Origin of the sequence: Bradyrhizobium oligotrophicum S58, assembly GCF_000344805.1 — a bacterium.
Taxonomy (GTDB): domain Bacteria; phylum Pseudomonadota; class Alphaproteobacteria; order Rhizobiales; family Xanthobacteraceae; genus Bradyrhizobium; species Bradyrhizobium oligotrophicum.
Genome location: NC_020453.1, coordinates 2578937 through 2594087, shown reverse-complemented (window position 1 = coordinate 2594087; position 15151 = coordinate 2578937). Strand labels below are relative to the sequence as shown.

Genomic DNA, 15151 nt, shown 5'->3' with positions numbered 1-15151 from the left:
CCAGGAGAGGACGATGTTGAAGATGACCCAGACCGCGACGCGGGGCATGCCCGACATCGCGGACATCATCGAGAATTTCGCTTTGCTCGACGACTGGGACGACCGCTACCGCTACGTGATCGAGCTCGGCCGCGGCCTGACGCCCCTCCCCGACGCCGACCGCAACGACAGCAACAAGGTCCAGGGCTGCACCAGTCAGGTCTGGCTCGCCACCACGGTGCGACACAGTGCAGCAGCGCCGGCGCTCGACTTCATCGGCGACAGCGACGCCCACATCGTCCGCGGCCTGGTCGCGATCCTGCTCGCGATGGTGTCGGGCCGCACCGCATCCGAGATCCTGGCCGCGGATCCGATCGCACTGTTCGAGCAGCTCGGCCTCCGCGAGCATCTGACCCCGCAGCGCTCCAACGGCTTCCGCTCGATGGTGAGCCGCATCAGGGCCGATGCGCAGGCCGCGCTGGCCGCGGCGGCGTAGGTTTGTTTGTTTGATTTCTGGTTTGATTGATCGCGCCTGTCGCGCATCGACCTCGATGCACCCTCTCCCCTTGCGGGAGAGGGTGGCAGCCGGAGGCTGCCGGGTGAGGGGTTCTCTCGGCACACTCAAAGCATCATCGCTCGCGGACGCGCCCCCTCGCCCGAGTGAGTCCAGGGCTGACAGCGGCGCTGCCCTCTCCTGAAAAGGGAGAGGGCGCATTCACTGGCGCCGCTTCGTCGTGATCTACGTGTAGGAAAGGCCGCTTCTACGCAAAGAACTCCTGCGCCTTCTTCAGCGCGCGCACGAGGACATCGACCTCATCGCGCGTGTTGTACATCGCAAATGACGCGCGGCAGGTGGCTGTCACGCCGAAGCGCTGCAGCAGTGGCATGGCGCAATGGGTGCCGGCGCGGACGGCGACGCCGGAGCGGTCGATGACGGTGGCGAAGTCGTGGGCGTGGGCGCCCTGCATCTCGAACGAAACGATGGCGCCTTTGTCGGCGGCGGTGCCGATGATCCGCAGCGAGTTGATCTCGCGCAGCTGCTCGGTGGCGTAGGTGACGAGATCGTGCTCGTGCGCCGCGATGCGCTGCTTGCCGATGGAGGCCACGTAGTCGATTGCAGCGCCCAGCCCGGCGGCCTCGACGATCGGCGGCGTGCCCGCCTCGAACCGATGCGGCGGGTCGCCATAGGTGACGAAGTCGCGCGACACCTCGCGGATCATCTCGCCGCCGCCGTTGAACGGCGGCATCGAAGCCAGCAGCTCGCGTTTGCCGTAGAGCGCGCCGATGCCGGTGGGGCCGTAGATCTTGTGCCCGGTGATGCAGTAGAAATCGGCATCGAGATCTCGGACGTCGACCTCCATGTGCACGGCCGCCTGGGAGCCGTCGATCAGCACCGGAATGCCCTGCGCATGCGCGATGCGGATGACCTCCTTGACCGGGACGACCGTACCGAGCACGTTCGACATCTGCGTCATCGCCACCATCTTGGTGCGCGGCGAGAGCAGCTTCTCGAATTCGTCGATCAGGAAGTTGCCGGCATCGTCCACGGGAGCCCATTTGAGCACGGCGCCCTGGCGCTCCCTGAGGAAATGCCAGGGAATGATGTTGGCGTGGTGCTCCATGATCGAGAGCACGACCTCGTCGCCCGGCCCGATGCGCTCGCGCCCGAAAGTCTGCGCGACCAGGTTCACCGCCTCGGTGGCGCCGCGAGTGAAGATGATCTGTTCGGGGCTTTCGGCATTGAGAAAGGCCGCGACCTTGGCGCGGGCGCCCTCATAGGCTTCGGTGGCGGCGTTGGCGAGATAGTGCAGCCCGCGATGCACGTTGGCGTATTCGGACGTATAGACCTGGTTCATCCGCTCCAGCACCGCTTGCGGCTTCTGCGCCGAGGCGGCGTTGTCGAGATAGACGAGCGGCTTGCCATGCACCTGCATGCCGAGGATCGGGAAGTCCGCACGGATGCGGCCGACATCATAGCCGCTTCCGTTCACCGCTGCATGCATCATCTACTCCCGTTGTCCGAGCCAGCCCAGCATCGCCTCGGTCAGCGCCGTCCGCACGCTCTCATTGGCCGCGCCCTCGATGATCTCGCCGATGAAGGCCTGGATCAGCAGCGCCCTCGCCTCCTTGGGCGGAATACCGCGCGCCATCAGGTAGAACAGCAGCTCGTCATCGATGGCGCCGGTCGTGGTGCCGTGACCGCACTGGACGTCGTCGGCAAAGATCTCCAGCTCCGGCTTGCTGTCGGCCTCGGCCTCGTCGGACAAGAGCAGCGCCCGCGACATCATCTTGGCGTCAGTCTTCTGCGCGCCGGGGTTGACCGTGATCTTGCCCTGGAACACCGCCCGGGCGGAATCGCCGACGACGGCCTTGAAGGTCTCGCGGCTCTGGCAGTTCTCGGCAGCGTGTTCGATCGCCAATGTCGTGTCCGCATGCTGGGTGCCCGACAGCAGCGAGCCGCCGCGGATGTCCGCGATGGTGCCCTCGCCCGCGATGTGCACGAACAGCTGATTGCGCACCAGGCTGCCGCCGGCGACGAAGCCGAGCTGGTTGAAGGTCGCGCGTGCGCCGATATTGGCGAGCAGCGAGGAGATGTGCAGCGCGCTGGTGCCTTCGCTGACGACTTTGATGTGGTCGATGCGGGCCTCGTCGCCGACCACGAGCTGCATTGCGGTGTTGACCTGATAGTCGCTGCCGTCAGGCCCCTGATGCGACTCGACGATGGTCGCGCTGGCGCCGGCACCGATGTTCACCTGCGAGCGCGTGAACATCGAGGTCGCGACCCAGTTGGTCGTGACGAACGCAACATGGATCGGCCGGCTCAGTGCCGTGCCCGGCGCAACCAGGATCACGACGCCGTTGGCGGCGAGCGCCGTGTTGAGCGCGAGCGCCGGATCGTCATCCGGCACCACCGGGCCAAGACGCTGCGACAGCAGCGGCTTGTCGGCCGCGAGCGCATCCGCCATCGGCTGGATAGTGAGGCCTGGCTCGAGGTCAGCGAGGTCGGACAGCTCCGGCACGAAGGCGCCGTCGACGATGGCAAGCTTGCGGAAGCCGGCGCCGGCGAACAGGTCCTTTGCCTCGCGCGCCCTGGCCTTGGCCGCATCGTCCGGCAGCGACGCGAGCCGCTTGGCTTCCTTCATCTGCGTGCGCAGATCGGTATAGCGCCAAGCCTCGACGCGCCGGTGCGGCAGCCCCACCGTGTTGAAGCGGTCGAACGCCGCCGCACGTACGGCCGTAATCTCCTCGCCGCCCGGCAGATAGCGGCGGGCGCCCTGATACAGGTCGGCCAGTCCAAGCTCGGCCTTGGTCTTGCGGATCGCGACGCCCATGTTCGTGCTCCCCGGCCCTTACGCCGCTTCGCTCTGGTACTGGGCGTAGCCGGTCGCCTCGAGCTCGCGCGCGAGGTCCGCAGCGCCGGTGCGGACGATGCGGCCGGCCGCGAACACATGGACGATGTCCGGCACGATGTAGTCGAGCAGCCGCTGATAATGGGTGATGACGATCATGCCGCGCTCGGCCGAGCGCAACGCGTTGACGCCGTTGGCGACCACCTTGAGCGCGTCGATGTCGAGGCCCGAATCCGTCTCGTCAAGCACGCAGAGCGACGGCTGCAGCAGCGCCATCTGAAGCGTCTCGTTGCGCTTCTTCTCGCCGCCGGAGAAGCCGACATTGAGCGGCCGCTTCAGCATGTCGGCGTCAATGTTAAGCGTCTTGGCGATCTCGCGCACGCGCTTGATCAGGTCCGGCGACGACAGCTCCTCCTCGCCGCGCGCCTTGCGCTGGGCGTTGAAGGCCGCCCGCAGGAAGGTCAGCGTGGCCACGCCGGGGATCTCCAGCGGATATTGGAAGGCGAGGAACACGCCCTTGGCGGCGCGTTCATCCGCCGCCATCGCCAGCAAATCCTCGCCGTTGAGATAGACCTCGCCGGCCGTGATCTCGTAGCCGGGCTTGCCCGCGAGCACATAGGACAGCGTCGACTTGCCGGCGCCGTTCGGGCCCATGATGGCGTGGATCTCGCCCTTGTTCACTGTGAGATCCAACCCCTGGATGATCTTGCGCCCGCCGGCGATCTCGGCATGGAGCCCCTTGATTTCGAGCAAGGCCGTCATCGAACACTCCTTCTGTTCTCGTCGCGAGGCGACACGTTCCTATCCGACCGAGCCTTCGAGCGAGATCGAGATCAGCTTCTGCGCCTCGACCGCGAACTCCATCGGCAGCTGCTGCAGCACGTCCTTGACGAAGCCGTTGACGACGAGGCCGACTGCCTCCTCCTGGCTGAGGCCGCGCTGGATGCAGTAGAACAGCACGTCCTCGGAGATCTTCGACGTCGTGGCCTCATGCTCGAACACCGCCGAGGAATTCTTGGCCTCGATATAGGGCACGGTGTGCGCGCCGCATTTGTCGCCGATCAGCAGCGAATCGCAGGCGGTGAAGTTGCGCGCGCCCGACGCCTTGCGGTGCGCACTGACCAGGCCGCGATAGGTGTTCTGCGACTTGCCGGCGGCGATGCCCTTGGAGATGATCCGGCTCGACGTGTTCTTGCCGAGATGGATCATCTTGGTTCCCGAATCGACCTGCTGGAAGCCATTCGAGATCGCGATCGAGTAGAACTCGCCGCTGGAGTTGTCGCCACGCAGGATGCAGCTCGGATATTTCCAGGTGATGGCGGAGCCGGTCTCGACCTGGGTCCAGGAGATCTTGGAATTGGCGCCGCGGCAGTCGCCGCGCTTGGTGACGAAATTGTAGATGCCGCCGACGCCTTCCGAATTGCCGGGGTACCAGTTCTGCACCGTCGAATATTTGATCTCGGCATCGTCGAGCGCGACCAGCTCGACGACCGCGGCATGCAGCTGGTTCTCGTCACGCTGCGGCGCCGTGCAGCCTTCGAGATAGGAGACGTAGGCGCCCTTGTCGGCGATGATCAGCGTGCGTTCGAACTGGCCGGTGTTGCGCTCGTTGATGCGGAAGTAGGTCGACAGCTCCATCGGGCAGCGGACGCCCGGCGGGATATAGACGAACGAGCCGTCGGAGAACACCGCCGAATTCAGCGTCGCAAAATAGTTGTCGGTGGTCGGCACGACGGTGCCGAGATATTTCTGCACGAGGTCGGGATGCTCGCGCAGCGCCTCGGAAATCGGCATGAAGATCACGCCGGCCTTCTTCAGCTCCTCCTTGAACGTCGTCGCCACCGACACCGAATCGAACACGGCATCGACCGCGATCTTGCTGCGCGGCGCTGCCAGCTCGCCATCGGCATCGGTTTCCGCTGCCGCCGCCGGACGCTCCACGCCTTCGAGGATCTCGACCTCGCGCAGAGGAATGCCGAGCTTCTCATAGGTCTTCAGGATCTCCGGGTCGATCTCGTCGAGCGAGGCGACCTTCTTCTTCGGCTTCGGCGCCGCGTAGTAATAGAGATCCTGGTAGTCGATCTTGGGATAGCCGACCCGCGCCCAGGTCGGCTCCTGCATGGTCAGCCAGCGGCGATACGCCTCCAGCCGCCATTCCAGCATCCAGGCCGGCTCGTTCTTCTTGGCCGAGATGAAGCGGATGGTGTCTTCCGACAGTCCCTTGGGGGCCTTCTCGGACTCGATGACGGTTTCGAACCCGTAGCGATATTGATCGACGTCAATGCCCTTGACGCGATCGATCGTCTCCTGAACCGCTGCCATCTGTCACTCCGCTTCCAAAATGTCCGGCACGCGTCCGCTTCAGGCAGGCACGCAGGTGTCCGGCACCGGACAGACGGCCGCGCACTGCGGCGCGTCGAAGTGGCCTTCGCACTCGGTGCACTTCTTCGGGTCGATGATGTACATGTCGTTCTTGAGCCGAATGGCGGCATTCGGGCATTCGAACTCGCAGGCCCCGCAGACGGTGCATTGTGAGGCGATGATCTTGTAGGTCATGTGCAGCTCCCCGATCCCGGCGACATCGGACGACGTCATTCACGGGGGTATCTTTCAAGCACCGTGCCAGAGGTCACTTGGTTGATTTCTAAGGAGGATTCTAAACTTCGCCGGGGATGGTCAGCTGTCGCTCTCCCGACAGCATGTCGCAAGTGCGACAGGCCCGCGGCGCATCGGACCTTGGCGCGTTTGAGCCCACCTCTCTCCCCGCCGGCGGTAAGCTCCCCTCCCCCAGCTGCAATCGCGCAGCGATTGTCGGCAAGCGGGGAGGGGTCGGGGGTGGGGGGGCCGCGAGCCGGCCTGCAAGTCATGACACATCGTAGTGCATGAGTAACGCGTCGCGGAGCGTCGAACTCATCGAGAGCCGGAATGCAAATTCCGCTCATGCGGAACAGGTTTTGTAACATCCGCACAAGCGGGCTGACGATCGTTCGGCGGGCGTAGCCCCCGCCTCCGCCCCCTCCCCGCTTGCCGACAATCGCTACGCGATTGCCGCATGAGAAAGGGGAGCGCGCCGTCAACGCGGCGAAAGGTCGAAACCAACGACCCGAGGCAGTGGAATCACTGGCGTAGACCCCGCCGCCTCACGCAAAAAGGGCGCGCTATCCGCGCGCCCTTGAAGCACCTCCAGCCAAGCTGCTCAGAACCGCTTGACCTCAATGTTGTGCTTCTTCAGCGCATAGCCGATCTGGCGCGGGGTCAGGCCGAGCAGGCGGGCGGCCTTGGCCTGCACCCAGCCGGACCGCTCCATCGCCTGCACGATGCGGTCGCGCTCCGGCACCGGTCCGCCGTCCATGCTCTCGGAAAACTCCTGATCATCGCCATCGATCGCCGGCAGCTCGACGGGAGCCTCGAGCGGCGCCGAGGGGCGCGGGAGGATCGGCAGCGGCACCATCGGCTGGCCGCGCGGTGGCGGCGGCGTCACCGTGTTGCCCTTCCACAGGATTGCCGACATGCATTCGTTCCGGCTGCAGGCGAAATCGTCCATGCTGATCGCAGAGCCCGTCGCCATGGTCGCAGTCCGCTGCACGCAGTTCTCGAGCTCGCGCACATTGCCCGGGAAGCCGCAATGCATCAGCACCTCGATGGCGCTGACGTCGAAGGTGAGATCGCGCTCGTTCTCGGCATTGAAGCGGCGCAGGAACTCGCGCGCCAGCTGCGGAATGTCGCTGCGCCGCTCGCGCAGCGGCGGCAATTTGATCGGCACCACGCTGATCCGGTAATAGAGGTCGGCGCGGAACTCATTGCGCGACACCGCCTCTTCGAGGTTGCGGTTGGTGGCGGTGACGATGCGGACGTCGACCTTGATGGTCTGGTTGCCGCCGACGCGCTCGAACTCCTGCTCCTGCAACACGCGCAGCAGCTTGGCCTGAAACGCCGGCGAGATCTCGCCGATCTCGTCCAGGAACAGCGTGCCCTTGTCGGCCAGCTCGAAGCGGCCCTTGCGTGAATTGATCGCGCCGGTGAAGGCGCCCTTCTCGTGGCCGAACAGCTCGGACTCCAGCACGGTTTCGGGCAGCGCCGCGCAGTTGATCTTGATGAAAGGCCGCTTGGCGCGGTTCGACAATTCGTGGATCGCCTTCGCCACCAGCTCCTTGCCTGTGCCGGACTCGCCGCGCAGCAGCACCGGCGCGTTCGACTTGGCGACGACGTTGATCTTCTCGAGCAGCGCGCGCAGCGCCGGGCTGTCGCCGACGATGCCGTCGACCAGCACCTTCTTGCGATCCTTCGGCACAGGCTTCAGCTCGGACAGCTCCTTCTGCAACCGGTGACTCTCCGCCATCAGCCGCTCGCGGTCGCGCGCCACGACGCGATGCAGCTTGATGGTCTGGCCGATCAGGTTGGCGACCATCGTCAGGAAGCGCACATCGGAATCCAGCCGGAACACGGCGCGGCCATCCCAGACCCGATCGATCGTCAAGGTGCCGACCACGCGCTGGTCGATGCGGATGGGAACGCCGAGGAACGACACCCGGGTATCGGCTCCGGCGCCGAGCGTGACTGCGTCGGCAGCGCTGAACGCCGCATGATCGGCGACGTTCTCGGCGATCAGCGGCACCGCGGTGGCGACGATCTGGTCGATCGCCTTCTGCGGCAGGCGCTCGCGATAGCGCTGGTCGCTGCCTTCGCTCCACCCGGCGCCAACGGCGAGGTCCGGAATGCCGTCGTCGGCGAGCAGCGACACCACGCCGTGGCGCATCTGCATGAAGGACTGCAGCAGGTTGACGACATTGGCAAGGGTGATTTCAAGCCGCGTCGGCGCCGCCAGGATTTTCGAAATTTCGAAAATGCCGGTCAGGGCGATCTCGCTCAGCGGGATCGGAGCGGCGTGGGACCGGACGTCCTGCGCTTCGACCTGACGTGTTTCCGTTTGGACCATGGCCGCTTCTCTGATCGTCACGGAGGCTCGCTCGAAGCCGCCCGTGATTGTAGATGTTCTAACATCCTCCCCTAACTGCAGATGATTGTCGTGCCTAACTTTGCTGCATTGCCGCAGAAGTAGTGTGCAACAGAAAGACCAGAAAAACCGCAGGCTCTCATGATGTTAACAAATTAGTTTACAGTCGGCGCAAGGTGGGCGTTGCACAGCCATACATACGACAAAAGGCGTAGCCCAGACGATGTCGTGTTGGCGTCCCGGGACTACGTTTCAAGGGTGGCGCGCCCTGTTTGCGACGGGATCGCAAAGGGTCAAACTGAACACCAACTTTCCACCCGCACCATGGCATTCGCCGTTTGACTGCCAACCGCTTGCATCGACTCTTCACATTGGCGTGTTCTCATCCCTCCGCCGGGATCAACCTAGAGGTGCTGCCCCCCATTGATCTGAATCTCCTCACCCGTCACGTAGCTCGCCGCATCCGAGCAGAGAAAGAACAGCACCTTGGCGACCTCCTCCGGAGCGCCGATCCGGCGCATCGGAATCAGCGGCGAGAACCGCGCCTCGGTCTCCGGCGACACCATCTCGGTCTTGATCTCGCCGGGCGCGATGGCGTTGACGCGAATGCCATGCGGGGCGAAGTCGTGGGCCATCTCGCGGGTCAGGCAGGCCAGCGCCGCTTTCGAGGTCGCGTAGGCCGTGCCGGCGAACGGATGGACGCGCGTGCCGACGATCGACGTCACGTTCACGACAGCGCCCTGCCCGCGCTTCAACTCCTCGAACAGTCCGCGCGCCAGCAGGATCGGCCCGAGAAAATTGACGTGAAACACGGTCATCCAGGTCTCGACGGGGGTGGCGAGCGAATCGAGCCGGCCGCCATCCTCGGCCTTCGGCGAGATCGCGGCGTTGTTGATCAGGGCATGCAGCGGCGCGCCGGCGAGCTTCGCCTTGATCTCGGCAATCGCGCGCGGGATCGCCGCGCGGTCGCTGAGGTCGAACTGCACGTGATTGTCGGCGCCGGAATCCCAGGGGCAGCGCCCGCCGTCGAACGGCTGGCGTGAGCAGGTGAGAATGCGCCAGCCGGCATCGGAAAACAGTTTGGCCGTCGCATGTCCGATGCCGCGCGAGCCGCCGGTCAGCACCAGCGTCTTCTGCTCGCTACGCCCGGGCCACTCGGCCGCCGCCAGGTCCCGGTGAAACGGACACGACGCAATGGACGCAGCCCCGTCATCGGCGGGCTCGCGGACGTCCTGGTCGAGATCGAGGCTCACCTCATGCCGTCCTGACCAAGCGCCGATACGCCATCACCGGCTGCCAGATTTCGGCTGCTGCATTCGCCCGACATGTCCAGGCGGCGAGCCCCACGATCGATCGCATCAGTGCACGAGAAGGCCATGCAGCGGTTTTGCAGAATCCGGGCCAACGAAAACCGCGCACAAGGCGGCGTTTCCTGTCGGGTTCGCGACAGATTGGCGGGTTCAGGACAGGTCTCGCGTCGGCTTTCCTCCGCGCCAATTGCAAGCACTTCAAACCGCGGAACTTTTCGAAAAGCGCCGCGATGGTCCGACTCTTGCTCACAGGATTGCTTGTTAGAACTGGAATCTGGCTTTCCAGTCTCACGACTGTCAGCCATGGGACGCCAACGCCGTATGGACCGGGACATGGGGACGAATGCACTGCGCTTCGCCGTGGTCCTCGGCACCAACGAGATTGCGTCCGCGATCGCCGTGCATCTGCATCGCGACGGCTTCTGCGTGGTGCTGTCGCACGATCCCAATCCGCCGGTCCTTCGCCGCAAGATGGCCTTCCACGACGCGCTGTTCGGCGACACGATCCGCATCGAGAACGTGATCGGCGAGCGCATCGAGAACACCATGGACGTGTTCAAGGCGCTGGCCGCCCCGCGGAACGTCCTGGTCACCTGGCTCGGGCTGCTCGATCTGCTGCCGGTCCGCGCCATCGACGTGCTGGTCGATGCACGCATGCAGACACGCGACCTGACGCCCAATCTGCGCGGCATGACGCGCCTCTCGGTCGGCATCGGTCCGGGCTTCTCGCCATCAGCCAATTGCGATCTCGCCATCGAGACCCGGCCGGACCGGCTCGGGCAGATCGTGCACGAGGGCTGGACGCTGGCCAAGGATGATTTCGGCGAACTCGGCGGCGTCGGGTCCGAGCGCCTGGTGCATTCACCGCATGAAGGCCGATGGCATACGCCACTCGAAATCGGCACGCGAGTCTACAAGGGCTTTGTCGTCGGCCACCTCTCGGGCATTCCCGTCATCGCGCCCTATGACGGCATCCTGCGCGGCGTCGTGCGCGACGGCAGCGACGTGCCGGCCGGCATCGCGCTCGCAGAGATCGATTCGCGCGGCCGTCACGCGCAATGGACCGGCATCGACGCGCAGGGACAGGCGCTCGCGCAGGCGACGCTGACCGCGATCCGTCAGCACGTCATCGGACGGCTACGGGCAACTTCCACCGTACCGGCCGGCAGCCGCTGATATCGGCCGTTTCGAACGATTCTGAATAGCCGCCGTTCTCTGGCTCTCCCCTGACGTCCCCTTGGCATCGCCGTTGCTTATCGTTGGCAGGAGCGAGCAACAGCCATGATCATCTGTTCCTGCAACGTCATCAGCGACACCGCCATTCGCGACATCGTCACGACGACCGACGTCACCTTCGGTTCGCCGGCTCAGGTCTATGATTGCCTCGGCTGCTCGGTCCAATGCGGCCTCTGCTCACGCTCGGTGAAGCGAATTCTCGACGAACGGCAGGGCGAGACGGCCGCCGCGGCGGTATGGCCGGTGCAGGCCGAGCCCGCACCATGCGCGCTGATGTCCTTTGCGTGAGGACAAAACAGCGCGCCATGTCGCATCGCGCGCTGTCGGATGTCTGACAAATCCGACAAGCCAGCGACTCTAGCATGGTGCGTGTCAGCCGAATTGAAGCGCGCCCGCTGGTCCAAGTGATGCCAGGTGAGGCGCTGTCAGATCAGCCCTCACCCACTCGCCACTCGAATCCGAGCTGAACCCATGCTCAGATGAACGGCTTGCCGCCGGTGACCGCGACCGTCGTGCCCGACGTGTAGCTCGACAGGGGATCGGCGAGCATCACATAGGCCGTCGCCAGCTCCGCCGGCTGGCCGGCGCGCTTCATCGGCACCTGCTGGCCGAAATTCTTCACCTTCTCCTCGGGCATCGTCGAGGGGATCAACGGCGTCCAGATCGGCCCCGGCGCCACCGCATTGGCGCGGATGCCCTTCTCCGCCAGCATCTGTGCGAGCCCCGCCGTGAAGTTCTGGATGGCGCCCTTGGTCGTTGCATAGGCGAGCAGCGTCGGATTCGGCATGTCCGAATTGACCGACGCGGTATTGACGATCGCGCTGCCCGGCTTCATGTGCGGCACCGCCGCCTTGGTCAGATAGAACATCGCGTGGATGTTGGTGCGGAACGTCAACTCCCATTCCTCGTCGGAGATGTCGCCGATGTCGCTGAAGGTGGCCTGATGCGCCGCGTTGTTGACGAGGATGTCGACGCCGCCGAGCTCGTCGACCGCGCGCTGGATGATGGCCCGGCAATGCGCGGGGTTCTGGATGTCGCCCGGCATCAGCACGGCCTTGCGTCCCTCCTTCTCGACCAGTTGCTGCACCTCCCTGGCGTCGTCATGCTCTTCGAGATAGGCGATGAGGACGTCGGCGCCCTCGCGCGCATAGGCAATCGCGACCGCGCGGCCGATGCCGCTGTCGCCGCCGGTGATCACGGCTCGCATGCCTTTGAGTTTGCCCGAGCCCTTGTAGCTGGTCTCACCGTGATCGGGCCGGGGTCGCATGGCTGCGGTCGTGCCCGGCATGGCTTGCTGCTGCGGTGGAAATGGCGGCGCGGGATGATCGGACATCGTGCTTCTCCTGGCGGTTGACGCAGCTTCAATCGCAGGACACAGGCGGCGTTCCTGCCGCGGCTGCGCCGTTCAGACGGAACGCGTCCGCCATCGCACGCATTGCCGTGATGAGAAGCGAGGAAAGGATCAGACGATGGCGAAGGATCTCCCGACCAACGGGCGCGAGCCCGACCGCTCCGAGGACGACATCCAGCGCGATCAGCTCGGCCCACCCGGCGTGCCGGGCGCGAGGGATCCCGCGAAGATGACACCGCTGCGTGAGAAGAAGACGCCGCACAATGTCGATCCCGGGCATACGGCGTGACCGGGTCGATGGCAGCCGATGACAGCTGTCCGAAGCAACCGATCTCTCCGCTTCCCAGGTAGCAGCTCTGAGCCGATGTCTGACAAGCGGCTTGGTGTTCACGTGCCCCGCTTGCCACAGGGGCCATCGCACACGATGAGCTAGTCTTCCGCTCCGAGGATGGCTGTCAGTGAGCTACTCGTCATTGCCGGGCCCGGGCATCAACGTCGATCCCCGACTTCGGGCGACGTGGATGGCCGGGACGAGCCCGGCCATGACGACGTTGAGGCAGACGAGAACAACCGGTTCACCTCAATGCGTCTTGCTCTCTGCCCACTGCTCCAGGTCCTTCGCCGCTTCGGATCGCTGCTCCTTCTCCGGCTTTTCGGCCCAGGGCTTGTCGGTCTGCTTCATCGATCCCCAGTCGCTCTCCTGGCGCGGATCGTCCTTCGGCGTTTCCTTGCTCATCAGATCATCCTTTCTGGTTTGATCACGTTCAGGTCGGCAGCATGGTCGGCGGCGGCGCCGTCGCCTCGTCGTGCAACTGCTCCATTTCACGGACTTCGCGTTCGGCCTGATACCAGAACTCATCCTCGCGGCCGTCCGGCCGTCCGGACTGCTCCCACAATGTGTGGGCGCGCTCGCGGATGCGCTCCTGCAGATGGGTGTCGTCGGTCTGTTCCATGGTGATCCTCGCCCGTGGTGCACGCCCACCGTCCGCAATGGGAAAGCGGCCGTGCAGGCCACATCGACTGCATGATCTGGTAGCAATCGTGGAGCCCATGCGAAGTTCCAGCGCGCGGCGGCGCGCAGGACCATGCGCCGCATGATGCGCACGCGTTGCGCGCCACGACCGCTCCAGGCTGGCCTCGCTCAGCTCAGATTGCCGGGCATGAAGCAGCGGATCGAGGTGCCGAGCGAGCCTTTGATGGGCCACACCATCGTGCGACCAGCGCGATTGGGCTCGGTGATGACGGCATCGTCGGGCACGACGATCCATTCGCCGTCGAGCCGCACCCGATAATGCGTGCCCTCCATATCCCAGTCGGGATCGGAGACCGCAAAGCCGTCCGCATCCGAGCAACACGGCCCGCGCCCGCTCCTCAGGCTGTCGAACCAGCCTTTGAGCGGCGAGTTGGTGTAGCGGCCGTCGTCACGCGCGACGGCCGTGTTGAACGGCAGCGCCGCCAGCAAGGCTGCGCCGCCCAGCGCAAGCAAGGTTCTGGTCATGTGATCACCGCAAGCGACCGGCGCGTGCTCCGGACTGCGGCTCACGCGAAGCGTAAGTAGCTCGCTGAATGCGCCGCCGGATCGTTGGTTCCTAGCGCTGAACTCACGCTGCATCCGCCGGCACCATGGCCTCGATCGTGACACCCGTGCCGGTCGAGGCTACCGTCAGCGTTCCGCCGAGCGCCAGCAGCCGCTCGCGCATGCCGGTGAGGCCGAAGCCGAGCTTGTGCCCGGGACTGAGCCCGCGGCCGTCGTCGCGGACACGCACCCGCGTATAGCTGCGGCGATGGCCCGCCATGGTCTGCTGCAGCGGCTCGATGGTGACGTCGACCGCGCTTGCCTCGGCGTGGCGGAACACGTTGGTTAGCGCCTCCTGCACCACGCGGTAGATCGTCAGCTCCGCGGTCTCGTTGCTGCGCACGACGGCATCGGTGAAGCTGGTCTCGATCGCCACCTCGGGCCGCGACTCCCGCCACAGCCGCACGAGCGCGCCGAGCGCCTCGCGCAGGCCGAGCTCGGCGAGGCCGACGGGGCGCAGCCGCTCCAGGATGCGGCGGTTGAACTGCTGCACCGCGTTGACCTGGTCGAGGATCGCCTGGCCGTGCCGGCGCATCGCGGCGACATCGACCGCGCCGCCTTCGGGCAGCCGCATCAGCGCGCTGGCATGCGCGCGCAGCGCGAACAGATGCGGCCCGAACTCGTCATGCAGCTCGCGCGCGATCTCCTTGCGCTCCAAATCCTGCAGCGACACGGTGCGCTCGGCGAGCCGGCGCTTCTCCTCCACGGCCTCGCCGAGGGCGCCGGCGAGATGGTTGAGCCTGGCGCAGAGTGCGGCGAGTTCGGGCGCGCCGCCCGGCTTGACGCGCGCGTCATAGGCGCCGGCCTCGATCCGGCTCATCGCGTCCGACAGATCCGCCAGCGGTGCCAGCGCGCGCCCGACCACCAGCATCGTGATCGCGAACAAGGCCAGCCCGACCAGCGAGCCGACGACGAGCTGGGTGACGATGCCGTCCCAGATCTCGGCGATCTCATCGTCGGGATGCGAGGTGATCACCAGGGTATCGGTCCGGCCGGCCACGACGACGGGCATGCTGACCGACGTCTTGTCGGGATGCACCAGCGCGATGAACCACGCCGGGGCCGCCCGGCCCACGCCCGGAGGGGGCGGCGGCTGCACCGGCGTCGCCTGCCTGATGACACTGACGTGACGCAGCTGGCCGAGATCGCCGACGATCCGGTTCAGCCGGGCATCCGGGTCCGGCGCGTCATTGACCTCGTCCATGATGGTTTCGATGAAGGCGCGCGTCAGCCTGATGACGCTCTGGTCCTCGGCCAGCACGCGCGGCGCCGCCTCCAGCACGAGCCGGCCGATGTTGATGGCGAGCCCGAGCGTCAGCACCAAAGCGAGCAGCACGTTGATGCGGGTCCGCAACGACCAATTCTGCCACATTCTCTCCGCCTCAAAGCCACCGG

General features: G+C 65.6%; 16 protein-coding genes. 4 read left to right on the top strand and 12 right to left on the bottom strand.

All coding sequences use genetic code 11. The features are described from left to right. Positions 1–13: 13 nt before the first annotated feature. Entirely contained in the window at positions 14–475 is a 462-nt protein-coding gene (locus S58_RS11110; protein WP_015665395.1) for a SufE family protein, read from the top strand. 265 nt (positions 476–740) lie between these two features. On the opposite strand, the gene S58_RS11105 is transcribed toward S58_RS11110, so the two are convergent. From S58_RS11105 to S58_RS11075, 7 genes are all read right to left on the bottom strand, one after another. Beyond that, a complete protein-coding gene (locus S58_RS11105) occupies positions 741–1982 on the bottom strand; it encodes a cysteine desulfurase (RefSeq protein ID WP_015665394.1) in 1242 nt (413 codons plus the stop codon). A 3-nt stretch (positions 1983–1985) separates the two neighbouring features. Further along, positions 1986–3311 carry a Fe-S cluster assembly protein SufD gene (gene sufD / locus S58_RS11100; protein ID WP_015665393.1) on the bottom strand — a complete coding sequence of 442 codons (1326 nt, stop codon included), beginning with the start codon at positions 3309–3311 and terminating at the stop codon, positions 1986–1988. 18 nt (positions 3312–3329) lie between these two features. Beyond that, positions 3330–4091, bottom strand: coding sequence for a Fe-S cluster assembly ATPase SufC (gene sufC, locus S58_RS11095; protein ID WP_015665392.1), 762 nt, complete (start codon positions 4089–4091; stop codon positions 3330–3332). A gap of 39 nt (positions 4092–4130) precedes the next feature. Continuing rightward, positions 4131–5651 (bottom strand): Fe-S cluster assembly protein SufB, encoded by a 1521-nt coding sequence (sufB, locus tag S58_RS11090; protein ID WP_015665391.1) that lies wholly within the window; start codon positions 5649–5651, stop codon positions 4131–4133. Positions 5652–5690: 39 nt separating this feature from the next. After that, a complete protein-coding gene (locus S58_RS11085; RefSeq protein ID WP_006609648.1) occupies positions 5691–5885 on the bottom strand; it encodes a 4Fe-4S dicluster domain-containing protein in 195 nt (64 codons plus the stop codon). A gap of 640 nt (positions 5886–6525) precedes the next feature. Beyond that, positions 6526–8265 carry a nif-specific transcriptional activator NifA gene (gene nifA / locus S58_RS11080; protein WP_015665389.1) on the bottom strand — a complete coding sequence of 580 codons (1740 nt, stop codon included), beginning with the start codon at positions 8263–8265 and terminating at the stop codon, positions 6526–6528. Positions 8266–8687: 422 nt separating this feature from the next. Beyond that, positions 8688–9536 (bottom strand): SDR family NAD(P)-dependent oxidoreductase, encoded by an 849-nt coding sequence (locus S58_RS11075; RefSeq protein ID WP_015665388.1) that lies wholly within the window; start codon positions 9534–9536, stop codon positions 8688–8690. A gap of 390 nt (positions 9537–9926) precedes the next feature. On the opposite strand from S58_RS11075, the gene S58_RS11070 reads away from it, so the two are divergent. Together S58_RS11070 and S58_RS11065 are read left to right on the top strand one after the other, a co-directional pair. Next, positions 9927–10769, top strand: a complete 843-nt coding sequence (locus S58_RS11070; protein ID WP_173424422.1) for a xanthine dehydrogenase — start codon at positions 9927–9929, stop codon at positions 10767–10769. Between the two features lie 105 nt (positions 10770–10874). Further along, positions 10875–11117, top strand: coding sequence for a (2Fe-2S)-binding protein (locus tag S58_RS11065; protein WP_015665386.1), 243 nt, complete (start codon positions 10875–10877; stop codon positions 11115–11117). A 187-nt stretch (positions 11118–11304) separates the two neighbouring features. Here S58_RS11065 and S58_RS11060 read toward each other — a convergent pair whose 3' ends face one another. Beyond that, positions 11305–12162 (bottom strand): SDR family oxidoreductase, encoded by an 858-nt coding sequence (locus S58_RS11060; protein WP_015665385.1) that lies wholly within the window; start codon positions 12160–12162, stop codon positions 11305–11307. Between the two features lie 136 nt (positions 12163–12298). Here S58_RS11060 and S58_RS38385 point away from each other — a divergent pair, with 136 nt between their 5' ends. Continuing rightward, the gene (locus S58_RS38385; RefSeq protein WP_015665384.1) at positions 12299–12469 is read left to right on the top strand and encodes a hypothetical protein; all 171 of its coding nucleotides are present in this window, start codon (positions 12299–12301) and stop codon (positions 12467–12469) included. Between the two features lie 291 nt (positions 12470–12760). Here S58_RS38385 and S58_RS38380 read toward each other — a convergent pair whose 3' ends face one another. From S58_RS38380 to S58_RS11045, 4 genes are all read right to left on the bottom strand, one after another. Beyond that, positions 12761–12916: a hypothetical protein gene (locus tag S58_RS38380; protein ID WP_015665383.1), complete on the bottom strand. Its 156-nt coding sequence runs from the start codon at positions 12914–12916 to the stop codon at positions 12761–12763. 28 nt (positions 12917–12944) lie between these two features. Beyond that, a complete protein-coding gene (locus tag S58_RS11055; protein WP_015665382.1) occupies positions 12945–13133 on the bottom strand; it encodes a DUF2934 domain-containing protein in 189 nt (62 codons plus the stop codon). Between the two features lie 188 nt (positions 13134–13321). Further along, positions 13322–13678, bottom strand: coding sequence for a hypothetical protein (locus tag S58_RS11050; RefSeq protein ID WP_015665381.1), 357 nt, complete (start codon positions 13676–13678; stop codon positions 13322–13324). A gap of 103 nt (positions 13679–13781) precedes the next feature. After that, positions 13782–15128, bottom strand: coding sequence for a histidine kinase (locus tag S58_RS11045; protein WP_015665380.1), 1347 nt, complete (start codon positions 15126–15128; stop codon positions 13782–13784). Positions 15129–15151 lie beyond the last annotated feature (23 nt).

Bases quoted from the DNA above. Each gene is read 5' to 3' on its own strand.
- S58_RS11110 (WP_015665395.1), top strand. From the start codon at position 14: ATGTTGAAGATGACCCAGACCGCGACGCGGGGCATGCCCGACATCGCG.
- S58_RS11105 (WP_015665394.1), bottom strand. From the start codon at position 1,982: ATGCATGCAGCGGTGAACGGAAGCGGCTATGATGTCGGCCGCATCCGT.
- sufD (WP_015665393.1), bottom strand. From the start codon at position 3,311: ATGGGCGTCGCGATCCGCAAGACCAAGGCCGAGCTTGGACTGGCCGAC.
- sufC (WP_015665392.1), bottom strand. From the start codon at position 4,091: ATGACGGCCTTGCTCGAAATCAAGGGGCTCCATGCCGAGATCGCCGGC.
- sufB (WP_015665391.1), bottom strand. From the start codon at position 5,651: ATGGCAGCGGTTCAGGAGACGATCGATCGCGTCAAGGGCATTGACGTC.
- S58_RS11085 (WP_006609648.1), bottom strand. From the start codon at position 5,885: ATGACCTACAAGATCATCGCCTCACAATGCACCGTCTGCGGGGCCTGC.
- nifA (WP_015665389.1), bottom strand. From the start codon at position 8,265: ATGGTCCAAACGGAAACACGTCAGGTCGAAGCGCAGGACGTCCGGTCC.
- S58_RS11070 (WP_173424422.1), top strand. From the start codon at position 9,927: ATGGGGACGAATGCACTGCGCTTCGCCGTGGTCCTCGGCACCAACGAG.
- S58_RS11065 (WP_015665386.1), top strand. From the start codon at position 10,875: ATGATCATCTGTTCCTGCAACGTCATCAGCGACACCGCCATTCGCGAC.
- S58_RS11060 (WP_015665385.1), bottom strand. From the start codon at position 12,162: ATGTCCGATCATCCCGCGCCGCCATTTCCACCGCAGCAGCAAGCCATG.
- S58_RS38385 (WP_015665384.1), top strand. From the start codon at position 12,299: ATGGCGAAGGATCTCCCGACCAACGGGCGCGAGCCCGACCGCTCCGAG.
- S58_RS38380 (WP_015665383.1), bottom strand. From the start codon at position 12,916: ATGAGCAAGGAAACGCCGAAGGACGATCCGCGCCAGGAGAGCGACTGG.
- S58_RS11055 (WP_015665382.1), bottom strand. From the start codon at position 13,133: ATGGAACAGACCGACGACACCCATCTGCAGGAGCGCATCCGCGAGCGC.
- S58_RS11050 (WP_015665381.1), bottom strand. From the start codon at position 13,678: ATGACCAGAACCTTGCTTGCGCTGGGCGGCGCAGCCTTGCTGGCGGCG.
- S58_RS11045 (WP_015665380.1), bottom strand. From the start codon at position 15,128: ATGTGGCAGAATTGGTCGTTGCGGACCCGCATCAACGTGCTGCTCGCT.